General features: G+C 63.5%; 9 protein-coding genes. 3 read left to right on the top strand and 6 right to left on the bottom strand.

Annotated elements, in window-relative coordinates:
- Positions 1–147: 147 nt before the first annotated feature.
- The 3 genes from ACVWZP_RS29650 to ACVWZP_RS29640 all read right to left on the bottom strand — a co-directional run bounded on the left by ACVWZP_RS29650 (position 148) and on the right by ACVWZP_RS29640 (position 3,039).
- Entirely contained in the window at positions 148–915 is a 768-nt protein-coding gene (locus tag ACVWZP_RS29650; RefSeq protein ID WP_046382550.1) for an N-acetylmuramoyl-L-alanine amidase, read from the bottom strand.
- 124 nt (positions 916–1,039) lie between these two features.
- On the bottom strand, positions 1,040–2,359 hold the full coding sequence (locus tag ACVWZP_RS29645; RefSeq protein WP_457370359.1) for an ATP-binding protein: 1,320 nt from the start codon (positions 2,357–2,359) through the stop codon (positions 1,040–1,042).
- Positions 2,359–3,039 carry a response regulator gene (locus ACVWZP_RS29640; RefSeq protein WP_046382548.1) on the bottom strand — a complete coding sequence of 227 codons (681 nt, stop codon included), beginning with the start codon at positions 3,037–3,039 and terminating at the stop codon, positions 2,359–2,361. Before ACVWZP_RS29640 ends, ACVWZP_RS29645 begins: the two co-directional genes overlap by 1 nt.
- Positions 3,040–3,216: 177 nt before the next feature.
- Here ACVWZP_RS29640 and dsbD point away from each other — a divergent pair, with 177 nt between their 5' ends.
- From dsbD to dsbG, 3 genes are read left to right on the top strand one after another with little or no spacing between them, the layout of a single operon-like run.
- The gene (gene dsbD / locus ACVWZP_RS29635; protein ID WP_128192343.1) at positions 3,217–4,944 is read left to right on the top strand and encodes a protein-disulfide reductase DsbD; all 1,728 of its coding nucleotides are present in this window, start codon (positions 3,217–3,219) and stop codon (positions 4,942–4,944) included.
- Positions 4,944–5,804, top strand: a complete 861-nt coding sequence (locus tag ACVWZP_RS29630) for a TlpA disulfide reductase family protein (RefSeq protein ID WP_046382546.1) — start codon at positions 4,944–4,946, stop codon at positions 5,802–5,804. The genes dsbD and ACVWZP_RS29630 overlap by 1 nt, the downstream gene beginning before the upstream one ends.
- Positions 5,780–6,541: a thiol:disulfide interchange protein DsbG gene (gene dsbG / locus ACVWZP_RS29625; protein ID WP_046382545.1), complete on the top strand. Its 762-nt coding sequence runs from the start codon at positions 5,780–5,782 to the stop codon at positions 6,539–6,541. Before ACVWZP_RS29630 ends, dsbG begins: the two co-directional genes overlap by 25 nt.
- Positions 6,542–6,614: 73 nt before the next feature.
- On the opposite strand, the gene ACVWZP_RS29620 is transcribed toward dsbG, so the two are convergent.
- From ACVWZP_RS29620 to ACVWZP_RS29610, 3 genes are all read right to left on the bottom strand, one after another.
- Positions 6,615–9,311, bottom strand: a complete 2,697-nt coding sequence (locus ACVWZP_RS29620) for a hypothetical protein (protein ID WP_457370358.1) — start codon at positions 9,309–9,311, stop codon at positions 6,615–6,617.
- A 292-nt stretch (positions 9,312–9,603) separates the two neighbouring features.
- Positions 9,604–12,309, bottom strand: coding sequence for a hypothetical protein (locus ACVWZP_RS29615; protein ID WP_457370357.1), 2,706 nt, complete (start codon positions 12,307–12,309; stop codon positions 9,604–9,606).
- A 148-nt stretch (positions 12,310–12,457) separates the two neighbouring features.
- The gene (locus ACVWZP_RS29610; RefSeq protein ID WP_457370356.1) at positions 12,458–25,354 is read right to left on the bottom strand and encodes a non-ribosomal peptide synthetase; all 12,897 of its coding nucleotides are present in this window, start codon (positions 25,352–25,354) and stop codon (positions 12,458–12,460) included.
- Positions 25,355–25,372 lie beyond the last annotated feature (18 nt).

The following is a 25,372-nucleotide window of genomic DNA, read 5'->3' as shown; positions in this document are numbered from 1 at the left end:
GGTGACCAAACTGCCGATCCGTTGGCGTCTGGCCCAAGGGCCTGCGCGCGGATTGCCTGTTGTGGAAACGCACCAGCGTCGAATGGATTTAGGTGTTGTGGCGGTTAACGGACGGATCAAGCGCCGCCAATTGAGCCGCGCTCGCTGTCAAAGGCCCCGATACTTGTCATTCAGCGCATACAAAATCGCACACGTCTCAGCATCCAGGGCCCCGCCGTAATCCCTGGGCCGAAAGTGCATTTGAAACGCGCGGGTCCGCAGTTCGAACGCCTGGCGATTCTGCGCCGGTTTATACCCGTAGCGCTGAAACGCCCGCTCCACTTCCACCTCGGGCGGTAACCCGACACAAAAGCGGCGCTGATACATCGCCCGCGTTGCTTCATCGAACCAGGCCCCCACGCCCGCCTCGAACAGGCCGCGCCAAGGCAAGCGCGGCCCCGGATCGCTCTTGCGCCAGTACGCCACATCCGAATGCCCGAGGATGTCGCTCGGGCCGATGTGCGGGTAACGCGCGAGAATGTCGCGCAGCAATTCAATCAATACCTCCACCTGCTCCCGAGGGTACGCAGGAAAGGTAAACACCCCGCCCTCATCCCGCGCCAGGTTGACGACCTCGATGCCGATCGCGCGGCTGTTGAGGTTGTCCCGCCCACCCCAGTGGCTCGCCCCGGCATGCCAGGCGCGCTGGCTCTCATCCACCAGGCGGAACACGCGCAACTCGTCGTAACCGGCGGCGCGGTAGCCGGGCTCGGCCGGATCAGGCAGCAGATAGTGCGCGCTGACGCCGTGTCGCGTCAGGGTGTGCAGGGATGACATAAAGGGCGCGGCGGTGTAATGCAGGACCACTTGCGCCACGGGCTCGCCGTTGCGTGCGTTGAAGTCCTTGGCGGGAAAACTGGTATCGATGACCAACATAAGAAGCGTCCTTTTCGGTACAGGCCGAGTCATTCGGCCCGTTCAAGCGCAAAACAATGACCGCCATCCTGAAGGGTTGAACGTCAGGCGGGCGGTAACTATTTGGCACACGAAAGAACGCGGGTCAGCGCCGCAGCGGCATGCCCAGATCGACCCGCAGGCCATCCGGCTGGCTGTCGAACGTCAACAAGCAGGAGCAGCGCTGGACGATCGCCTGCACAATCGCCAGGCCCAGGCCGCAGCCCTCGCTGTTGCCGTTGCGCCAGAAGCGCTGGGTCAGGTATTGCAGGTCTTCGCTGGCGATCTGTTTGCCGTGGTCGCGCACGCGGAACACCACCTGATCGCCGGCCATCAACACACTCAGCTCCACCCGGGTATCGGCCGGGGTGTGGCGCAGGGCGTTGTCCAGCAGGTTGCGCAGGGCCGCGACGGCCAGGCCCACCGGCATTTCCAGCGGGGTATCGCTGAGGTCGTCCGGCAGGATCAGGTCGATGCGCTGGTTGTCGCCGGCGTTGGCATCCTGGATCGCCAGCCGTGCGACTTGCTCGGCACTCGACTGCACGCCGTCGTCGAACGACAGGCTGCCCTCCACCCGTGCCAGCAACAGCAATTGCTCGAGGGTGCGGTGCAGGCGGTCGGCGCCCTCCTCGGCATGGGCCAGGGACTGGTCGCGGGCCGCGCCGTCGGTCATGCGCGCCACTTGCAGGTGGGTCTTGATCGCAGTCAGCGGGCTGCGCAGTTCGTGGGCGGCGTCGCCGGTGAGGCGGCGTTCGCGCTCGATGGTCTTGGCAATGCGCTGCAACAGCTGGTTCTGGGTGTCGAGCAGCGGTTTCAGCTCGCTGGGCAGCGGGTGGATCTGCAACGGTTCGAGGGAATCGGCGCTGCGCCGCATCAATGCATCGCGCATGCGATTGAGCGGCTGCAGGCTTTGGCCGATCCCCAGCCACAGCAGGCACAGGCAGCCCAACAACGCCACGCCGACCGGCACCGAGGCCGCCAGCAGGATCGACAGGTTCAACGCCTCGCGCTCCACCTGGCGGTCGGCGGTGGTAATGAACAGATCGCCACGGGCCAGGGTGAAGCTGCGCCACGCCGCGCCGTCGATGATCTGGTCGCGAAAACCGCTGCGATGGGATTCCAGCCCCTGGTCCGGCGTGGTGTGGCTGCGCGCCAACACTTCGCCGCGCAAGGAACTGACCTGACAGGCCATGCCGCCCGGCACGTTCAGTTGCTCGGCGCTGAAGTGCTTGCCCTCGGCGCTGCTCGCCAGGCCCGGCATCTGCTCCATCAAACCGGCGACCATACGCGCCGACGCGACCAGGCGCTGGTCGAGGGAGAACATCATCTGGTTGCGCAGATCGTTGAGCATCCAGGCCGCCGCCAGCGCCCAGATCAACACAAAAGCGGCACCGAGCTTGAAGGTCAGGCGCAGGCGCAGGCTCATCACGAAGCGCTCTCTCCACCATCCGCCGGCCCCAGGCGGTAGCCCAGGCCACGCACCGTTTCGACGATGCCGTTGCCCAATTTGCGCCGCAGATGGTGGATATGCACGTTGAGGGCGTTGCTTTCCAGTTCGTCGTTGAAACCGTAGACGCTGTCTTTGAGCTGTTCGCTGGAGAGCACGCGGCCCTTGTTGTGCAGCAGCGCCTGCAACAGCGCTTGTTCACGGCGGGAAAGGTCCACGGGCTGCCCGGCCAGCAGGGTTTCGCGGCTGCTCGGGTCGTAACTGAGGCGGCCGTGTTCGATCAGGTTGACGCTGCGCCCGGCCACGCGCCGCAGCAAGGTTTGCAGGCGCGCGGCGAGTTCGCGCAGGTCGAAGGGCTTGAGCAGGTAATCATCGGCGCCGGCTTGCAGGCCGTCGACGCGGTTGGTCACCGAATCCCGCGCGGTGAGGATCAGCACCGGAATTTCCAGGCCCTGGCTGCGCTGTTGTTGCAGCAACTTGAGGCCGTCTTCGTCGGGCAGCCCGAGGTCGAGCACCATGATGTCGAATTCGGCAGCCTTGAGCATCGCCCGCGCGGCGGCGGCGGTGGCCACGCGCTCGACGGTAAAGCCCTGGGCGCCGAGGCCGGCCACGATGCCGCTGGCGATCAGTTCGTCGTCTTCACAGACCAGTACGTGCATGCTGAACCCTTCATGAAAGATGCGGGGGATTAGAAGACAGATCGATTAAGCGCGCATTATGCCGGCAAAGTTCGCAACATCAGATAATCCCTACGCTCTAGAATAGCGTCCGGTTAATCATCGGTTAATCAACGCCACACATTGTGTGCCTCACTTGCATCGAACTAAGGCTTGACCATGCGGCATCTATTTACCTTACTGCTGATGTTGTTCGCGGGATTCGCCCAGGCTGCGCCGGGTAACCCGTTCGAGACCAAACCCGACTTCCTCCCGGTGGGCAAGGCCTTCACCTTGACGTCCGAACGCCTGGAGTCCGGCGAAACCCAGCTGTTCTGGCAGATAGCCGATGGTTATTACCTGTACCAACAACGCATGAAGTTCGACGGCCTCGCCGAAAAACCCGCGCTGCCCGAGGGTGAAGCCCATAGCGATGAGTTCTTCGGCGAACAGCAAGTATACCGCCAAGGCCTCGAAGTGAAGATTCCGGCGGGGACGACCGGCCAGGTCAAGCTGGGCTGGCAGGGCTGTGCCGATGCCGGCCTGTGTTACCCGCCACAGTCGATGACCGTGGACCTGGGCGGCAACCCGGCCGTCGCCGCCACCGCACAAGCCCAGGACCAGAGCCTGGCCAGCGGCCTGCAGCAGCGCAGCCTGGGGTGGAGCCTGCTGGTGTTCTTCGGCCTGGGCCTGTTGCTGGCGTTTGCCCCGTGTTCGTTGCCGATGTTGCCGATCCTCGCCGGCCTGGTGGTCGGCAGCGGGGCCAACCCGCGTCGCGGTTTTGCGTTGGCCGGCAGCTACGTGGTGTGCATGGCGCTGGTGTATGCCGCGCTGGGCGTACTGGCCGCGCTGCTCGGCAGCAACCTGGCGGCGCTGCTGCAAACCCCGTGGATACTCGGCAGCTTCGCGGCCTTGTTCGTGATCCTGGCCCTGCCGATGTTCGGCTTTTTTGAACTGCAACTGCCGGTGGCCCTGCGCGATCGCCTCGACAACGTCAGCCGCAACCAGAGCGGCGGCAGCCTGATCGGCGCCGGAGTGCTCGGCGCGCTGTCCGGCCTGCTGGTCGGCCCCTGTATGACCGCGCCCCTGGCCGGCGCCCTGCTCTACATCGCCCAGAGCGGCAACGCCCTGCACGGCGGGCTGATCCTGTTCGCCATGGGCATCGGTATTGGCGTGCCTCTGTTGCTGCTGGTGACCGTGGGCAACCGCTTCCTGCCCAAGCCGGGCACCTGGATGAACGTGCTCAAGGGCGTGTTCGGCTTCCTGTTCCTGGCCACCGCCGTGTTGATGATCCGCCCGGTGGTCGGGGAAAACCTGTGGCTCGGCCTGTGGGGTGCGCTGGCCATGGCCATGGCCTATTGCGGCTGGCGCCTGGCCCAGGATTTCGGGCGGGTCGCCATGCTGTCCGGCGCCGTTTCCGTGGTGCTCGGGTTGTGGGGCGGCTTGCTGCTGGTCGGTGCGGCAGGTGGCAGCGACGATGTGTGGCAACCGCTGAAGGTCTACAGCGGCTCGCGGATCAGCGGCGCGCCGAGTGCCCACGATGCGTTCATGACGATCAACGACCCGGCCGTGCTGCAAAGCCAGCTCGACAGCGCCAAGGCCCAGGGCCAATGGGTGCTGGTGGATTACTACGCCGACTGGTGCGTGTCATGCAAGATCATGGAAAAACAGGTGTTCGGCAAACCCCACGTAATGGACGCCTTGAAAGACGTGCGCCTGCTGCGCCTGGACGTCACCGCCGACAACGCCGCCAGCCGCGCACTGCTCGAACGCTACAAAGTGCCGGGGCCACCGAGCTTCGTATGGATCGGCCCGGACGGTGAAGAACGCCGCGCCCGACGCATTACCGGCGAAGTCGATGCCGATACGTTCCTGCAACGCTGGACCCAGACGCGGGATGCCCGCTGATGCTGACCCTGACCATCGGCACCTTCGCCATCGCCCTGAATCACATCCTGCTGATCGGCGCGCTGATTCTCGCCACTCTGGTGGGCTGGCGCGTGGCCAAGCGTGGCGGGGAGAACCCGGAGTCGGTGCTGTTCAGCCTGTTCCTGCTGGGCATGTTGACGGCCCGCGTCAGCTTTGTGCTGATGTACTGGAGTTACTACCGCAACGATCCACTGCAGATCGTCGACCTGCGCGACGGCGGCTTTCTCGCCTGGCCCGGCGTCATTGCACTGATCCTCGGCGCGCTGCTGTATGGCTGGCGCCGCCCGGCCCTGCGCAAACCGTTGAGTGCCGGGGTCATCACCGGCCTGCTGTTCTGGGGCATGACCAGCCTGTCGCTGAGCCTGTATGACAAGGGCTCGCGCCTGCCGGACATCACCCTGCGCAACGCCAACGGCGAGGTGGTGCAACTGGGCGATTACCAGGGCGGCCCGCTGGTGATCAACCTGTGGGCCACGTGGTGCCCGCCGTGCCGTAGGGAAATGCCAGTACTGGAACGCGCCCAACGCCAACGCCCCGACGTGACGTTCCTGTTCGTCAACCAGGCCGAAAGCATGCAAAGCGTCAGCACTTACCTGGCAACCCAAGGCCTGACCCTGGACAACGTCTTGTTCGACGCCAGCGGCCGCCTCGGCCAGGCCGTGGGCTCCATGGCCTTGCCGACCACGCTGTTCTACCAAGCCGATGGACGCCTGATCAACAGCCACCTCGGTGAACTGTCCCAGGCCAGCCTGGCCCGTGCCATGGAACCCTTCGACACCGCCCCCGCCGTCACGCCCCCTACAAGGAAACCGACATGCCCCGCCTCCGCCACCTGCTGACCCTGTTATCACTGAGCATGGCCGCCACCCTGGCCCAGGCCGAAGACTGGCCGGCCCCGATCAAACAGATCGAAGCCAAGGGCGCCAAGATCCTCGGCAAGTTCGACGCCCCCAGCGGCCTCACCGGCTACGCCGCGCAGTACCAGAACCGCGGCATGGCGCTGTACCTGAGCGCCGACGGCAAAAGCGTGCTCGCCGGCACCCTGTACGACGCCCAGGGCAATGACCTGAGCAGCGCGCCCCTGGAACAATTGGTGTACGCGCCGATGGCCAAGGAAGTCTGGGCGAAGATGGAAAAAAGCAGCTGGATCCAGGACGGCGACACCAACGCGCCGCGCACGGTCTACCTGTTCAGCGACCCCAACTGCCCGTACTGCAACATGTTCTGGGAACAGGCGCGGCCCTGGGTCAAGGCCGGCAAGGTGCAGTTGCGTCACATCATGGTCGGCATCATCCGCCAAGACAGCCCAGGCAAATCCGCCGCCCTGCTGGCCAGCCCAGACCCGCAAAAAGCCCTGCAAGAACACGAAGCCGCCGGCAAGGGCAGCAAGTTGCAGGCGCTGGACAAAATCCCGGCGGCGATTGAAGCCAAGCTCGAGGCCAATATGAAGTTGATGGATGAGCTGGAGTTGTCGGCGACGCCGGCGATTTTCTACCTCGATGACAAGGGCGGCTTGCAGCAACAGCAAGGGGCGCCGTCGCCAGATAAGTTGATAAAAATTCTCGGGCCGAAGTAACCCCTCGACGGTTTACGGAAAAGGCCTCCGTTTCGAGGAGGCCATTTCCTTGATGCCCTTCAATGTCGCTTGATCAAACTTCTTCGACAGTCATACCTGTTATATCGTAGTCATTATTTGGATCTATCCCCATCCTAAGATTATCGAAGGTGAGTAGAGCATTGGTTGAAGTGGCGGTAAACACGCCTGCGAGCAACTGCCAAGTTCTGCCGGGTTCGGTTATTGGAGAAATTTCCAGCCCTTGGGCCACTAGTACCAAACGAGGCGCAGGAGCCCCATTTGTCTCACGGACCCAGACACTGAACTTATACTCACGTCCCGCCTCCAGTTGGGTGAAGTCTTTGTATAACTTCACGCGCTGAGTGACAGGATTGGTCGTGTTGGTATAACCCCAGTCTTGCAGATAATACCCATTTGACGATCCGGGAACCGCCCCTGTTTTAAGCACCAGATCCTTGATATTTGCGGCACCCGGCCCTCTTTGCCAAGCATTCCAACCTTTGCCGTTCGGATCAAAGTCAGTGTGGTCATAAAATGCCTTATGGAACGCCAACCGCAACTGCGGAAAGGCAATCGCATTACCCACAACGCCACCCACATCTGGCGTCGCCTTGAACGCAATGACCAGATCGGTTCTATTCTTCAGTTTCTCCAGCTCTGCACGCGGGAGCAGCTTCGTCAATCCACCGGACACCTCAGTAATCGGCTCGGCAATGGACACTTTGATGGTGTAGGGCGCGCCATTTTCGGCAGTGCCCACGCATTCCAACCAACCAATCTGCCCCTGCAGAATGAACCACCACGGCTCTATGGTGATTTCAGCATCCCCAGTAAAACTACGCAGATCCAAAATACCGCCTTGAACGGCGGGAGGCGTCGCCTGCGGCACAACCGGCGTCGGCAGACGCACCGGAACACTGACGTGCAAGTTCAAATCAGCCGAGGTCTGCATCTGGCAGGCGCTGGTCACGGTGTAATTGATCTTCACCGTTTTGCCGATGCTCTCGATCACCGCTTCGCGCGGCACGAAAAAGATGACCGCGCCCGACGCGCTGCCAGGCTCGGCGGCCAACGGCCAGCAACTGCCGTTGGGGCGGGTCCAGCACACACTGATGCTCTGGCCGGGATGGCTGCCGACGTAATCCACCGCCACATGTACACCGTCGCGTCCGTTCCAGACGGTCAAGTCGCTGCCCACTGCCTCGGTGACGCTGGGCGCCAGCAACACACTGGGCTCTTGGACGATCGTGAAGGACTTCGGTGTAAATTCAAGGGCCGTCGCCCGATTGCACGCAGCATCGAAGCTTGCGGCAAAGTGCAGGACGAACTCACTGCAGTCCGCTAGTTTTTTCAGTTCTGCCCGTAGGATGGGCGCATCAACCCCCTCTCTGAGCCAGCGCGCCGTAAGGGGTTCATCCATCAGGATGTCGAACCGGTAAGGGCTGTCATCCAGACGCACGCCGGTCACCCACATCCAGCAACATTGCCCCTCGGCGGCGTACTCCCAGATCGGCACCAGCCCCGTGGCATTCCCCGTGAACGTCTTGAGGTTCAACTCTCCCGCCGTTGCCTCTTCGATATCCGGCGAGGTCAGTTGAGGCCCCAGTACCTTGATCACCCGCTCCGGAGAGTACTGGGGCAGAAAACCACCGAATTGAACGCTGTAGTTCAGTGTCAAGTTCCGGTTGAACAGCGCAGCGATGATCTCGGGAGGCACGTCAAATGACAGGCTCACCGCCCCCCGACTCACCTCCTGGCAACCGAGGGACACCGGCCCATAATTCGGCCCGGAGGCATAAGCGCACACGTAATCACCTTCGCTCATGCCGTCGTAGACCACGATTGCATGGCCGCCCTGGGTGGTATTGGTCGGGTTCACCTGCCAGTGACCGGGAGGTAGCTCCACCGACTCCCGTAGGTGCGGCGCAACCAGATGCAACTGCGGATCAACGCGCAGCAGCGTCGTAGAGCGCTGATGGAAATCCTGGGCATTGTCCGGTAGCGGGTTGTCAGCCGACACCGGCTCACCTGGCGCAGTGCCGTCCCAGATAACCCCCAAATGGCAGGTAAGGGACGAGTAGTCTTCCAGGCGTGAGAGCCAGCCACGCGACAAACTGAACTCGAACACAAACCCCGGATGCGCTTCCTCCGCGGTCACAAGGTGGTCATAGGCCACCCAATAAAACCTGAACGGCACCTGATGCTGATTACCGGCGACCACCACAAACAAGCGCTCCCCTTCCCGGATCATCGGCCAGGCCTTGATCCGGATGGTTTCATCGCCCTCGAAGGTGAACATGTTCAGCCACAACGTGCTCCACTCCAACTCGGCATGCACAAACTCAGGCATAGACTCACGCAGATCCTCTTCGCGGATGTGCTGGATCTCAAGCTCAAGCACCAGCGACTCTTTGCGCACACCACTGACGACAGCCTCATACCAGATCAGCACCGTATGCCCGATGCAGGTACTGATCCATTGCCACGGAATCTCGGCCACGTCGCGGCTCGCCACATTGATCGGCGGGAATGTCGGGGCAGCCTGGTCTTTGATCGCGAAATGCACAACGACCTGGGTGCTGCCGGCCGGCAGCGTCAGCGTCGCGGTCGTGCCTTGGGCTGCATCCAGGGGATAAAGCACACTGTTGTTCTGGGCGAATTCGATGATTGCAACGGGCAACTCCGCAGCGGCGGCGTTGGCTGTTGGAGGAGACGCAACCCTCGCCGTTTGCGCGGAAGGTGTAGTTTCAGGGATCGGTTTTTTAGCCACGATAAGACTCCTGTCCAGCGTTAGATAACCATCGGGGCTGGCCCTCGCGGGCCAGGAACTCTGTTTATCTAACGCTTGGATCAGGGCACTCGCCTACTGTCAGAATTGACAGTTATTACTTGAAAGCTGCGTAAAATCGACCAATGGTAGTTCCGCAAGTCCAACCTCGAAAACACCGCCCCCCCTGCTGGGCATACTAAAATGTTCCTGAAAAAACACAGGAACATTATTTAAAGCAATCATCCTGAAGAAAATAGAAGCGCCCCTTCTCCAGAGGCGCTCATACAAATGATTAGAAGTAGAGTTCCCAGTTATCCGTAAAGGAATGCTGCCGAGTATGCACAACTACTGTTGTGATCAATTCACCAGCGCCGCCCGTAAATTCAACCCAATTATCAACCGGGTCTCCAGCAGAGAACACGCGCTCGCCCAGCTTTCTTCCCAACGCATTATAAAACTCAAAGCTACCGTAATAGACATGTCGCATATAAGAAAACCTCAATTGCATATAGCCTGAGTTAAGCGTGAAATCCACCCGTTGAAGCGGCAGCTCTCCATCGCCGTTGCTACAGGAAAACGCAATGGCCTGTCCCGACGTCATCGTCGGATTGCCGCCGGAGGCCGCATGAACCCCCATGATCGCCTGATAATGCTTCACCGTCATAAGCGGCGTACGCAAGATACTTCCAACTGAATAGTAACCTCCAACAAGACTCTCGAATGTCTCTGTAACTTTCGAGATGACACGCACGATCAACTCCCGCGACGGGCATACCACTGCGTCGCTCTCATTCGAACTGCCGTCTGGCGTCACGCTGAAGGTGAAGGTCATGGAGGAGCCATCCTTCGCCTTTTCCAATTCGGCACGCGCCACTGGGCTTGCCACCCCTGCGCCTGCCTCTGCCGCCGTAATGGTCCTGGCCGAATACACCATAAACGAGTAGGCAGTGCCGTCCTTTTTCGTACCGTTTGCCCGCAGCCAGCACTTCTGCCCTGCCCTCAGGAACCACATCGGATCTTCGAGGGAATTGGGATTTCCAGTGAATGCTCTCAGGTCCAGCGTAGCGTTCTGCGTCCTGGGAGGCGTCGCCTCCAGTAGGTTCGGGGTTTCCAGGCGCACCGGGTTGCTGATATTCAAGTTCAATGGCAGTGAAGCCTGCACCTTGCACGCGCTGGTCACGGTGTAAGTGATTGGCACGGTTTTGCCCATGCTTTCGATCACCGCTTCCGGCGGCAACTCGAAGATCCCGGCTCCCGTAGTACTTCCGGGTTTGGACGCCAAAGGCCAGCAAGCGCCATTCGGCTTCTTCCAGCAAACGCTGATGCTGTGTTTGGTGTGGTTGCCCACATAATCCACTTCGACGTGTACGCGATCGCGTCCGTTGTAGGCGGTCAAATCGGAACCCACCGCTTCGGTAACTTTGGGAGCGGCCAGCAGTAGAGGCTCTTGCTCGATCTTAAACGTCTGAACGGGGAACAAATGGCCGCTCGCTAGATCGCTGACCTCACAAAAGCTCACCGCAAAGTGCAGTTCAAAATCGCTGCAATCAGCCACCTTTTGCAGTTCAGCTCTCGGGATAGATGCATCGACACCGCGAGTCTTCCAATCATCCGTGACAGGCTCAGCCTTCAAAATGTCGAATCGGTAGGCACTGCCGTCTTCACGCTCACCCGTGATCCACATCCAGCAAAGGTTCGAGCACTCAGCATAGGCCCACACAGGCACTGTCGCCGTTGCGTTCCGAGGGAAGGTGTTGAGGTCCACCGTACCGTTAGTCGCTTCTTCAATAACCGAGTGGGGAAACTGGGGGGTTAAAACGCTGACAACTTGTTCAGGTGAAGCCTGCGGTTCCTCACTGTTGGGGAACTGGACGGTGTAGGTCAGCGTCATCGACTTGTTGAAATAACAGGCAACGATACACGGCGGGAGCTTGACGGACGCCAACTCCCCATCATTTTCAAGCGTCACACAGCCCAACGGCTCAGCCCCGTGATCGGCCCCCCTCACATAGAAACAAATTTGGTCGCCTGCATAGGTTTCCAGGGTTGGGGCATCCACATTGCCCCCCTCTTTGGTGAGTTCGGGATTAAGGCACCACTTCTCGTTGTACAGCACAGATTGCCGCAAGTGCGGAGGCGGCAAGTTCTCAAGGCCGTGATCGACAATCAGAGCAGCCGTTCGACGACGCTGGATTTCAAGCGCGTTTCTCGGCAGGCGGGTCTCCAAGTGAGGATCAATATCGGCCGCAGGTTCAGCTGGCAAGCCGCTTGTGATCCAGGCACTTTGCAGGGTGATCGATCTCCAGGGTTTACGTCGTGCCAGCCAACCACGTGAAACAAAGAATTGGAGTACATGGCCTGGCATAGCCTCCTGCTCGGTCAACACGTAATCATAAACCACGGTGTAGAAGGTATACGGAACAACGTCTTGCTCGGTAACAGCAGTGCAATAAACCTTATCGCCCTGTTGGGCAAGCGGCGGAACCGGCACAAGAACCGTCTCATGGCCTTCGTGATCGTGCATGTCATAGGTGGGCGTGTTATGCACGATTTTTTCGTGGAGCAGGTAGGGGGCGAGCTCTTCACTTTCACTTGCTGGGTAAAACGATATCCCCACTTCCTTGACCAACGAAGTCACTGCCTGCCCTTGCGCCTTGCCGGTATAGAAAATGAGGGCCGTAAACCCCATGAGTTTCGTCAAGTAATCCAAGGGGATCGCTATCTTCCTTGCTCCTGACTCACCACTCGAATCCACAATATCTGCAAGGACCAGCTCAGGTGCCTCCTTTGCGCTGAACTTGACGGTGATAGTCGACGCGTCCATACGTGAGTCAACTGTCAGGTATGAATCCGGCATGTTGGCGGGAAGTACTGTGCTATCCACCTCACTGGAGATTGTCGGGGCGGCAACCTCCAGAGTTTTGGGCTTGAGCGATTTTGGCGTTGTTGCTTCGACCGCGGTTGAGGAGACTTCAGGCGGTATTTTTTCTTTAGTCATGACAAGAACTCCGTGTTCCAGGGGGATACCCTCAGCCCGTCTGAAGCCGAGGACTCTCCCTTTAGTGAGCGCCTTTGACTCTCCTTCGCCTACTGTCAGAATTGACAGTTCTTTTTAAGAAACAGCCCATTTCCGACCGATGGCAGCCTCACAAGCCCTCCAACTCCGCCATCAAATCACTCAACCGATCCACCTTCTCGGCACTGATCGCTGTCGCCGCCAGCCCATCGATGTACTCGGCCAACTGCGCCACCGTGCTGCACTCGAACATCGCCCGCAACGGCACATCCCGTTGCAACGTCTTCTGCACGCGCGAGGCGATCTGCGTGGCCAGCAACGAGTGCCCGCCCAGCTCGAAGAAGTTGTCCTGCACGCCCACCCGGTCGACCTTGAGCACCTCGGCCCAAATCGCGGCCAATGTCCCCTCCAGTGCCGTGCGTGGCGCCAGGTAGGCCTGGTCGTGCAACTGGCCGATCTCCAGGGCCGGCAGGGCGTTGCGGTCGAGTTTGCCGTTGGCGTTGAGCGGCAGGCGCTCGAGCCACAGCCAGTGCAGCGGCACCATGTATTCCGGCAGTTCGGCACGCAGGCGTTGTTTGATGCGCTCCAGGCACTCGCCGGGGTCGAGGGTGGTGTCGGCGGCCACCAGGTAACCGACCAGGTGTTTGCCGTTGACGCCCTCCTGCACCCCGACCGCCGCGTCGCGCACTGCCGCTTGTTCATGCAGACGCGCTTCGATTTCCCCCAGCTCGATGCGGTAGCCGCGGATTTTCACCTGATGGTCGATACGCCCGACGTACTCCAGCACCCCATCGCTGCGCCGCCGTGCCAGGTCGCCGCTGCGGTACAGACGCTCGCCCGCGGCGCCGAACGGGTTGGGCACGAACACCTGGGCGGTGCGCAGCGGGTCGCTGACGTAACCGCGCCCTACGCCGGTGCCGGCGACGCACAGCTCGCCCACCGCGCCCTGCGGCACCAACGCCAGTGCAGCGTCCAACACGTACAAGCGGTTGTTGTCGGTCGGCGCACCAATCGGCAGGTAAGTGCCACGGGTCGAGGCCAGGTCGACACGGAAGAACGCCACATCATCCGAACATTCCGCCGGACCATAAGCGTTGACCAAGCCAATCTCGGGGTAACGCAGCAACCACTGTTGCGCCAGCTCCGGCGGCATGGCTTCACCGGTCGGCAGCATCCAGCGCAGGCCGTCCAGGCGGATGCGTGCCTCGGCCAGCATGCCCTGGATCAGCGACGGCACGCTTTCCAACACGCTGATGCCCTGGGCCTGCACATGGGCGAGCAAGCCCTGGGGATCGTGGGCGACGGCATTCGGCACAATATCCACCCGCGCGCCGAACAGCGGCGCGGCAAGGAACTGCCACACCGAAATATCGAAACTCTGCGAGGCGGTTTGCGCGATCACATCCACCGGGCTCAGGTCCAGGTACGGCACCTTGCTCAACTGGTTGTTGAGCATGCCGCGCTGTTCGACCATCACGCCTTTGGGCTGGCCGGTGGAGCCCGAGGTATAGATCACATAGGCAAGGTTGTCCGGGCCACTGTAAATGCCGGGGTTCGCCCCACGAGCAGGCACCTCCTCCCACACCAGCAACTGGCATTCCACGCCTTGCAGCAGCTCAATGGCCTGCTCGCGACACGCCTCGGTACACACCAGCAACGGGGTGCGGCTCAGCTCGATAATCCGGCTCAGACGCTGACCGGGCAGCCCCGGGTCGAGCGGCAGGTAACCGGCACCGGCCTTGAAGCTACCGATGATCATGCCGAGCAAATCGAGACTGCGCTCCGCCAGCAATGCCACCGGCTGGTCCAGGCCGACACCCGCGGCGATCAGTGCGTGGCCCAGGCCGTTACTGCGCCGGTTCAACTCGGCATACGTCCACTGTCGGTCGAGGCACGTGGCGACGATGCGTTGCGGATGCTGCGCCACCTGGGCTTCGAACAGCTCGATATAGCTGCGCTCCAGCGGGTAGGCGTGCTCGCTCCGGTTGCAGCCGTGTACCAGGAATTCACGCTCCTGCGCGCCCATCAATGGCAGCTCGGCCATGTCGCCATGAAAACCCTGCATCAGCGCCAGCAGCAGGCGCTTGAACTCACTCAACATGCCCTGCACGGTGCTTTCGTCGAAGTAACGCTGGTCGTAGGACAGGTGCAAACCAAGCTCATCGCCCGGATAGCACACGGCCGTCAGCGGGAAGTTGGTGTGGGTGCGGCCGGAGTCCGAGGTGGCGTTCAGGCTTTGCGCACGGTCGAGTACCGAGACTTCCACCGGGGCGTTTTCGAACACGAACAGGCTGTCGAACAGCGGTTGGCCCTTGGGCAATTCGCTGTGTTCCTGAAGGGTCACCAGCGGCAGGTATTCGTACTCGCGCAGTTGCATATTGCTGTCGAGCAGGCCATTCAACCAGTGGCGCACGCTGCACTGTTGGCCCTCCTCGGGCAGCTTCACACGCAGCGCGATGCTGTTGATGAACAGGCCGACGGTCCGTTGCATGTCCGGCATGTCCACCGGACGCCCGGCCACGGTGACGCCGAACAGCACGTCACGCTCGCCGCTCAAGCGCCGCAGCACCAGGGCCCACGCGGCCTGGGCAAAGGTGTTGACGGTCAGTTGATGGGCCTGGGCCAGTTCGCGCAGGTGTATACCGTCGCGGGCATCGAGGCGGGTGTAGCAATCGCCCACTACCATGCCGCCGCTGCCACCGGCGTGTTCGCGCAGGAACGGGCGGTCGCTGGGGATCGGCGTGGTGCGCTCGAAGCCCCGCAGGTTGTGCTGCCACCACTGGCGCGCCGCACTCAGGTTCTGGCGTTGCAGCCAGGCGATGTAGTCGCGATAACGCGGCGGCGTGGCCAGTTGCGCGTCGTGGCCTGCGCCGAGGGCCGTGTAGAGGTCGAAGAAATCATTCATCAACAGCGAACGGCACCAGGCATCGATGAGGATGTGGTGGTTGCTCATCATGAACCAGTAGCGCGCTTCAGCGACGCGGATCAGACGCAGGTGGAACGGCGCCTGGTTGAGCAGATCGAAACCGGCTTCGCGCTCGGCCTTGAGCAGCGCTTGCAGGCGCGGTTCCTGTTCGGCCTCGGCAACGGCGCGCCAGTCCAGGTACTCGATCGGCGTACTGCCGGGTTTGTGGATCACTTGCAGCATGTCCTCGCCGACGTTCCAGCAGAACGAGGCGCGCAAGGCTTCGTGACGGGCGATCACCGCCTGCCAGGCCTGGGCGAAACGCTCGGGGTCGAGGGCGCTGTCGATGCGGTAGCGGTCCTGCATGTAGTAGAGGCCGGTGCCCGGTTCAAGCAGGGTATGCAGCAGCAGGCCTTCCTGCATCGGGGTCAGCGGGTACACGTCTTCGATCGCACTGGCGGGCACCGGCAAGGCGTCCAACTGCGCCTGGGTCAGGCGTGCCAGGGGGAAGTCGGAAGGCGTGAGGCCGCCGGCGCCGTCCTTGAGGCAATGGGCGATCAGGCTGCGCAGTTCGTCCAGGTAGGCTGCGGCCAACTCGCCAATCGTCTGCTGATCGTGGCGTGCGCGGCTGAAGGTCCAGCGCAGCACCAGTTCGCCGCCGTACACCTGGCTGTCGACACTCAGTTCGTTGGGCAGCGGCGCATCCGGGTCATGGGCGAGGCCGGCGGATTCCTCCAGCGGGTGGAACAGTGCATCGGCGCCGAAGCTCTGGTCGAACTGGCCGAGGTAGTTGAAGGTGATGTCGGCACTCGGCAGTGCGGCCATCGTCTGTTTGCACAGGTCGTCCGCCAGGTAGCGCAGCACGCCGTAGCCCAGGCCTTTGTGCGGCACGCCGCGCAATTGCTCCTTGATGGCTTTGATCGATGCGCCCTGCTCCGCCAGCGGCGTCAGGCGCACCGGATAGGCGCTGGTGAACCAGCCGACGCTGCGGGTCAGGTCGATCTCATCGAACAGGGTTTCGCGGCCGTGGCCTTCCAGTTGGATCAGCGCCGAGGCGTGACCGCTCCAGCGGCACAGTACGCGGGCCAGGGCGGTCAGCAGCAGGTCGTTGACCTGGGTGCGATAAGCGCTGGGGGCCTGTTGCAGTAACTGGCGGGTGCGTTCGGCGTCCAGGCGCACACTGAGCGTCTCGGCATCGCGATGGCGCAATGCGCCGTGCGGGCGCGCCACCGGCAAGGGCACCGCCGCACCGGCCAAGCGCTCCTGCCAGACGCACAATTCTTCGCGCAGGGATTCGCTGCCGGCATAGGCCTGCAAGCGGGCGGCCCAGTCGCGCAAGGCACTGGTCTTGGCCGGCAGGCTGACGGATTGGCTGTCGCTCAATTGGCGATAGACGTTTTGCAGATCCTCAAGCAACACACGCCACGACACACCATCCACCACCAGGTGATGGATCACGATCAGCAGGCGCTGCTGGCCTTGCGGGCCGTCCACCAGCAACGCGCGCAACAGCGGGCCGTGGGCCAGGTCGAGGCTGCGTTGGGTGTCGCTGAACAACGCGCTGCACTGCTGCAGATCACGCACTTGCGCCTGCATCAGCACGCCGCCCTCCGGCACGGCCAGGTGTTCGGCGTGCCATTGCGCGTCGCGCCGGGTGAAGCTCAGGCGCAGCGCGTCATGCTGTTCCAGCACCGCCAGCAGGGCTTGCTCCAGGCGATGGGGATCGAGCAGTTGCAGCGGTTTGAGCACCAGCGCCTGGTTCCAGTGTTGACGCGCGGGAATCTCTGTCTCGAAGAACCACTGCTGGATCGGCGTGAGCCCCGAGCGGCCGCTCAGCACGCCTTGCTCGGCGCTGACCTGCTCGGCGCGCGTGGCGACGGCGGCCAGGGTCTGTACGGTCTGGTGCTGGAACAAATCCCGCGGGCTGAAGTGAATCCCGGCCTGGCGCGCACGGCTGACCACCTGGATCGACAGGATCGAATCGCCGCCCAGTTCAAAGAAGTTATCGTCGAGACCGACCTGCTGCACGTTCAACACCGCGCACCAGATCGCCGCCAACGCCTGCTCCAGCGCGTTGCGCGGCGCCACGTAGTGTTGGCGATTCGCCTCGGCATCCGGCGGCGGCAAGGCGCGGCGGTCGAGCTTGCCGTTGGCGGTCAGCGGCATGCTGTCCAGCACGAGCCAATGGGCGGGCACCATGTAGTCCGGCAGTTGCGCTTTGAGGTGCGCCTTCAAGGCGTCGCGCAAGGGGCCGTGCTCGGCGTCGCTGGCCAGATAGGCCACCAGCTGTTTGCCGCTCGGCGAATCCAGCGCCAGCACCACCGCTTCGCGCACGGCGGGATGTTCGAGCAGGCGCGTTTCGATCTCGCCCAGTTCGATGCGGAAACCACGGATCTTCACCTGATGGTCGATCCGCCCGAGGTATTCCACCTGGCCATCGCTCAGTTGGCGCACCAGATCGCCGGTGCGGTACAGGCGACCGCCATGGGCCGCGAAGGGGTCCGCGACAAAACGCTCCGCCGTCATCCCCGGACGCTGATGATAACCCTGCGCCAGCCCTGCCCCGCCGACGTACAACTCGCCGCTCGCGCCTTGCGGCACCAGGGCCAGGTCGGCGTCGAGAATATAGGCCACGCGGGCGCCGACGATGCTGCCGATCGGCACGCTGCCGACGCCCTCCGCCAAGTGCTGCGGTGCAAGGCCGGCCAGCGGCATCACCACGGTTTCAGTCGGGCCGTAGGCGTTGAAAAACACCTGCGGCTGGAACGCCGCGCGGATGCGCTGCTGGTGTTCGCCGGTCAGCGCCTCGCCGCCGGTGATGCACAACCGCACTGGCAAGGTCTGCCGCTGGGTCGCCAGCCATTGCGCCAACTGGCTGCCGTAGCTCGGGGTGAAGCCCAGCACATTGATGCGATGGGTGCGGATCAGCCCGCAGATCTGCTCGGCATCCCACTGGCCCTGGGCGCGCAATACCAGTTGTGCGCCGCTGAGCAACGGCACCAGCAAACGCTCGGTGGCGGCGTCGAAGTTGATCGAATAGAAGTGCAGCTCACAGTCATCCGGGCGCATGCCGAAACGCTCGATCACGGCCTGGCAGTGCATGGCGATTTCGCCGTGGCACACCACCACGCCTTTCGGCTTGCCGGTGGAGCCGGAGGTGTAGATCAGGTACGCCGGGTGTTGCGGCAGGCTGAGAAACGGCGGCTCACTGGCCGGGTAGTTCGCCAGCACCGGCAGGTCGTCTTCCAGGCACCAGCACGCCAGCGTCGCCGGCAGTTCACCGAGGGCGGCGAACATCGCCGCATCACTGAGCAGCAAGCCGATGCCGCTGTCTTCGATCATGTAATGCAGGCGGTCCAGCGGGTACTCCGGGTCCAGCGGCACATAGGCGCCGCCGGCCTTGAGAATCGCCAGCAGGCCGATGACCATTTCCAGGGAGCGCGGCAACGCCAGGCCGACGCGCACCTGCGGGCCGACGCCACGCTCGCGCAGCATCCAGGCCAGGCGGTTGGCGCGGGCATTCAGTTCGCGGTAGCTGAGGGTCTCACCGGCAAACGTCAGTGCCGGCGCGTCGGCACGGGCCAGTGCCTGCTGGTTGAACAGTGAGTGAAGGCACTGGTCGAGGCGCTGTTCAGCCGCGTCGCTCCCCAGGCTGCGCTGCAATGCGTGCTGCTCGTCGGCACCCAGCATCGGCAGTTCGCTGAGGCGTTGCTGCGGGTCGGCGATCAGCGCTTCAAGCAGGTTGCACCAATGTTCGGCCATGCGCGCAACGCGCGGCTCATCGAACAAATCGGTGCTGTAGGTCAGGCAGCATCCCAGGCGATGATCAAGGTCGGTGACTTCCAGGTTGAGGTCGAACTTGGTCGCACGCGCATCGTTGGCCAGGTACTCGACGCTCATCCCGCCCAGTTGGCGGCGCTGCTGGAATTCCCAACGCTGCACGTTGCACATCACTTGGAACAGCGGGTTGTACGCCGCGCTGCGCGGTGGTTGCAGCGCTTCCACCAAATGGTCGAACGGCAGGTCCTGGTGAGACTGGCCCTCAATCACGGTGTGACGGACTTGCTCGAACAACTCACCGACGCTCATCTGCCCGTCGAGCCGGCAACGCAGTACCTGGGTGTTGAGGAAGGCGCCGATCAGCCCTTCGCTTTCCGGGCGAATCCGATTGGCCACCGGAGCGCCGATGCGCAGGTCGGTCTGGCCGCTGTAGCGGTAGAGCAACACCGCCAGGGTGGCGGTCATGTTCATGAACAGGGTCAGGCCGTGCGCAGCATTGAAGGCCCGAACGCGCGCGGCCAGTTCGTCGCTCAAATCAAAACGGTACAGCCCGCCGCGGTGGCTTTGCACCGGCGGCCGCGGGCGGTCGCCGGGCAGTTCCAGCAGCGGATGCTCATAACCCAATTGCGCGATCCAGTAATCGAGCTGGCGCTGGCGCTCGCCGGACTCCAGCCACTGGCGCTGCCACACGCTGTAGTCGAGGTACTGCACCGGCAGCGGCGCCAGCGGCGAGTCGCGCTCATCGATGAAGGCTTCGTACAGCGCGCTGAGTTCACGGGCAAAGATGTCCATGGCCCAGCCTTCGGTGACGATATGGTGCAAGGTCAGCACCAGGTAATGCTCCTGCGCGCCGGCCTTGACCAGGCACACGCGCAACAGCGGCCCGGTTTCCAGGTTGAACGGCGTGTGCGCCTCGACATCGGCCAGCTGCTGCAAGCGTTGCTCACATTCGAGGTGGCTCAGCGCCGAGAAGTCCTGCCAGCCCATGCACAGGCCGGTCTGCGCCGACACCTGCTGATGGGCCACGCCATCGACGCTCGGGAAGGTGGTGCGCAGGGTTTCGTGACGCATGACCAAGGCCTGCAACGCGGCCTCGAAACGCCCCACGTCGAGCACCCCGCGCAGACGCGCCATGCCGCCGACGTTGTACGCCGGGCTGTCCGGCTCCAACTGCCAGAGGAACCACATCCGCTGCTGGGAATAGGACAGCGGCACCGGCCGGCTGCGGTCGACCTGGGCGATGGCGGTCTGTTGGTTGCGTTGGCCGGCGGCCTGGATCTGCCCGACCTGCTCGGCAAATGCGCCGAGTTCGCTGGCTTCGAACAGGGTGCGCAACGGCAGCTCGACGTCACACGCCTGACGGGTGCGCGAGATGATTTGCGTGGCCAGCAACGAATGGCCGCCGAGGGCGAAAAAATCATCGCGCAGGCCGATCCGCGGCAGGCCCAGCACTTCGCGCCAGATCGCCGCAATCTGCAGCTGCAACGGGCTCTCGGGTTCAACGTGTTCGCGGGTTTGCCACACCGGCTCGGGCAGCGCACGGCGGTCCAGCTTGCCGCTCGGGCTCAGGGGCATGGCGTCCAGGCGCATCAGGTGCGCAGGTACCATGTATTCCGGCAACCCAGCGGCCAGGGCGGCTTTGACGGTTTGGGCGTCGAGCGCGGCAGTGGCGGTGTAATAGCCGATCAATTGATCATCGCGCACCAGCACCACGGCCTGGGCAATACCGTCGAGGGCCAGCAGGCGCGCTTCGATTTCTTGCGGTTCGACGCGAAAGCCGCGCAACTTGACCTGCTGATCGAGACGACCGAGGTAGTCGAGCACGCCGTCAGCGCTCCAGCGTGCGCGGTCACCGCTGCGATACAGACGGCTGCCCGGCGCGCCCAAGGGGTCGGCGACAAAACGCTCGGCGGTGAGCCCGGCGCGGCCGAGGTAACCGCGTGCCAGGCCGATGCCGCCGATGCACAGCTCGCCCGGCACCCCCACCGGCAACGGGTTGAGCTGTTCGTCGAGCACGCGGCAGATCACATTGCCCAGCGGTCGGCCAATCGGCGAGCGCTCGCCATCCTCGGCGCGGCAGTGCCAATGGGTGACGTTGATCGCGGTTTCGGTCGGGCCATAACGGTTGTGCAACTGCACCGCCGGCAACCGCGCAAGCACACGGTCACGCAACTCGGCGGGCAAGGCTTCGCCGCCGCAGAACAGACGGCGCAGGCTGGTGCATTCGGCCGCCAACGGCTCGTCGATAAACAGCTGCAACAGCGGCGGCACAAAGTGCAGAGTGGTCACGCCATGGGCCTGCACCAGTTGCGCGATGCGCTGCGGGTCGCGCTGCTCGCCCGGCCCCGCCAACACCAGGCGGCAGCCGGTGATCAGCGGCCAGAAGCACTCCCACACCGACACGTCGAAACTGATCGGGGCTTTTTGCAGCAGCACGTCGCTGTCATTCAGCGCGTAGGTGGCCTGCATCCACTGCAAGCGCTCGGCCAGGGCCGCATGGGTGTTGCCCACGCCCTTGGGCTGGCCGGTGGAGCCGGAGGTGTAGATCACGTAGGCGAGGTGCTCGCCGTCCAGATGCAGGCCCGGCGGCTGGGTCGGCCAGCGGTCGAGGTGCAGGCTGTCCATGGCGATCACGCACACGTCTTCGGCCGTGGGTAATTGCGCCAGCAACGCGGTCTGGGTCAGCAGCAGGTGGACGCCGCTGTCCTTGAGCATGTAGGCCAGGCGCTCGGCGGGGTAATCCGGGTCCAGCGGCACGTAGGCGCCGCCGGCCTTGATGATCGCCAGCAGGCCGATCAACAGTTGCGGCGAACGCTCGGCGGCGATGGCCACGCACACGTCGGGGCCGACGCCCTTGTCGCGCAGGTAATGGGCCAGGCGGTTGGCCTGGGTGTGCAGTTGGGCAAAGCTCAGGCTGCCGCCCTGCCAGACCAGCGCGGTGCGGTCCGAGGTGTGTTGGTTGAGCTGTTCGGGCAACCATTGCCGGGCCGGCGCGCAAGGCGCTTCGCTCCAGGGCCGCTGTTCGTCGTGTTGCATCAATTTGAGGTCGCCGAGGGCCCGCTGCGGTTGCTCGCACACGGCGTGCAGCAGGTTGATGAAGTGCTCGGCCAGGCGTTGGATGGTGGTGCTTTCGAACAATTCGTCGGCGTAGTCGAACGCCAGGCTCAGGCGCCCGTTGCGGTCTTCTTCGCTGTGCAATTGCAGGTCGAACTTGGCTTCGCGGCTGTGCCACGCCAGTTCTTCGGCGAGCAGGCCCGGCAGGCGACGCAAAGCGCCGAGGTCGCGCTGCTGATGGTTGAACATCACCTGGAACAGGCCCTGTTCACGGGCGTGTGGGAACGCTTCGAGCAGTTGTTCGAAGGGCAGATCCTGATGGGCCTGGGCGCCCACTGCCGCCTGGCGCGTGGCCGCCAACAGCTGGTTGAACGGCAGGCGCCCGTCCAGCTCGGCGCGCAGTACCAGGGTGTTGATAAAGAAGCCGACCAGGCCTTGGGTTTCCTGGCGCGGGCGGTTGGCGCTGGGCACACCGATGCGGATGTCGCGCTGGCCGCTGTAGCGGTAGAGCAAGGTCTGGAACGCCGCGAGCAACAGCATGAACGGCGTCGATTGGTTGGCCTGGGCAGTCTGGCGAATCGCCGCGCTGAGGCTTGCGCCCAGACGCACGTTGTGGCGCGAAGCACTGTTGCGTTGCCGCGCTGCACGCGGGTGATCGGTGGCCAGGCTCAAGGCTGGGTGTTCGTCTCCCAACTGCGCCTTCCAGTACGCCAGTTGCCGCTGGCCTTCGCCCTCGGCCAACCATTGGCGCTGCCAGTTGCCGTAGTCGGCGTATTGCACGGCCAGTGGCGGCAGTTGCAGGGGCTGGCCCTGGGACGCCGCGGCGTACAGGCGCGAGAACTCATCGATGAGGATATTCAGCGACCAACCGTCGGCGATGATGTGATGCAGCGTCACCAGCAACTGATGATCTTCGTCGTCCAGGCGCACCAGGCTCACCCGCAGCAACGGGCCGTTTTCCAGGTCGAACGCGGTGTGCGCCTGCTCCTCGCGGATCTGCTGCGCCCGGGCTTCGCGCGCGGCGGCGGGCAGGTCGCCAAGGTCGATGACGTGCAAGTCGAATGCGCTGCTGGCCAAAACCCATTGGAAGGCTTGCCCATCCCGTTCGTAGAAGCGCGTGCGCAGGGCTGGGTGGCGCTGGATCAGCTGCGCGAAGCTGGCGCGCACTGCGTCTGCATCCAGCTCGCCGCGCAGGCGCAGGGCACCGGGGATGGTGTACGCGTGGCTCTGCGGGTCGAGTTGCCAGGTGATCCACAGGCGATTCTGTGCGAGGGATTGCGGCAGTTCATCCTCATGCGACAAGCACCGGATCGCGCCTTGGGCGACGCCGCCATCCTGCTGCAGCTGTGCCACATCGGCGGCGAAGGCCGACAAGGTCGGCGCTTCGAACAGCAGGCGCAGGTTCAGTTCCAGGCCCAGGGTTTCGCGCAGGCGCGCAACCACTTGGGTCGCGCTGATGGAGTTGCCGCCGAGCAGGAAGAAGTGGTCATCCGCCGCTACCGTCGCCACCTGCAACTGCTCGCACCAGATCGCCGCGATCTGGGTCTGCAAGGTGGACGCCAGCGCGACATCACTGGCCGCCCCTTGCAGACCGGGGAACTGCGCATAGCTGTCGAGGCTGCCATCGGCGTAACGCAACGCACATGCCGAACGCTGCAGCTTGCCGCTGGAGGTCTTCGGCAACGCGCCGGGGTTGAGCAACACCACCACGCACGGCGCCTCTTGATAGGCTTCGGCCACGGCTTGGCGGATCGCCGTGATCAGCGCTTGCGGCGCGAGGATTTTCTGCACGCTGCGGCTGATCTCAGCGGCGATACCGATGCCTTCCTGGCCCTGCTCATTCACCGCGAACGCCGCAACCCGGCCTTTGCGCACCACCTCCACTTCGCGCTCGATGGTCTGCTCGATGTCCTGCGGGTAGAGGTTGTGGCCGCGCACGATCAGCAGGTCTTTCAAACGCCCGGTGATGTACACCTCGCCCTCGCGGATAAAGCCCAGGTCGCCGCTGCGCAGCCAGGTGCGGCCGGCGTGCTGGACGAAGGTCTTGGCGCTGGCTTCGGGGTTGCGCCAGTAGCCGTGGGCAATGCTCGGGCCGCTGGCCCAGAGTTCGCCGACGCAGTTGTCAGGCAGTTCGCTCAAGGTGTGGGGATCGGCGATCAGCACCGCGTGGTCCGGCTGATGTGTGCCGCAACTCATGATCGCCGCGCCCGGCCCCAGCTCGGCGCGGTTGGCGGCCAGCGCCTGTGCATCCAGGCGCAGGGCCGGGATGCCGTGGCCACGGCGGCCGCCGGCGACAAACAGGGTTGCTTCGGCCAGGCCGTAGGAGGCGAAGAAGTTGTTCGCGGTGAAACCGCACGGGGCGAACTTCTCGGCGAAGCGTTCCAGGGTGTCGAGGCGGATCGGTTCGGAGCCGGAATACGCCACGCGCCAGCGCTTCAAATCCAGGCGTTCCAGGGCCGATTCGCTGACCCGTTCGCTGCACAAGCGGTAGGCGAAATCCGGGCCGCCGCTGATGGTGCCGCCGTATTCGCTGATCGCTTCCAGCCAGCGCAAGGGCCGGCCGAGGAAGTACGCCGGCGACATCAATACGCAGGGCACGCCGCTGAAGATCGGTTGCAGCAGGCCGCCGATCAGGCCCATGTCGTGGTACAGCGGCAGCCAGCTGACGATCACGTCATCCGGGTTCAGGTCGATGCCGAAACCGCGCCGGATCAGCAGTTCATTGGCGACCAGATTGCCGTGGCTGACCTGCACGCCCTTGGGCAAGGCGGTGGAGCCCGAGGTGTATTGCAGGAAGGCGATGTCGTCGGCTTGCACATCGGTGGCGACCCAGCGCTCGGCAAGCGCGCTGTCGAGGGTGTCGACCGCCAGCAGCGGCGGCGCGTTTTCGATCTGCGCCAAGTCGTCGCCGAGGCTGGCGATGGTCAGCAACAGGCGCGGTTCGGCGTCGGCGATGATCGACAGCAAGCGCGCCTGGTGATGGTGACGAGCGGACTCCGGCGGATAGGCCGGCACCGCGATCACCCCGGCGTACAGGCAGCCGAAGAACGCCGCCACATAGTCCGGCCCGCTGGGGAACAACAACACGGCACGGTCGCCCAGGTCGGCGTTGGCCTGCAGGGCGGCGGCGATGGCACGGGCGCGTCGGTCGAGGTCGCGGTAGCTGAGGACCACGTTGTGTTCGGCGGACTCAGCGAGGAAACGCAGAGCGATCCGCTCCGGAGTCTGCGCGGCGCGGCGTTGAAGGGACTGGGCCAGGGTGCGGGGAAGTTCGAAGGCGTCCATCATGGGGGTTCCTGCCTGAAA

The organism is Pseudomonas sp. TE36184, from assembly GCF_054060055.1.
Note: the sequence above shows the minus strand (reverse complement) of the source record. Positions and strands in the feature narration are given on the sequence as shown.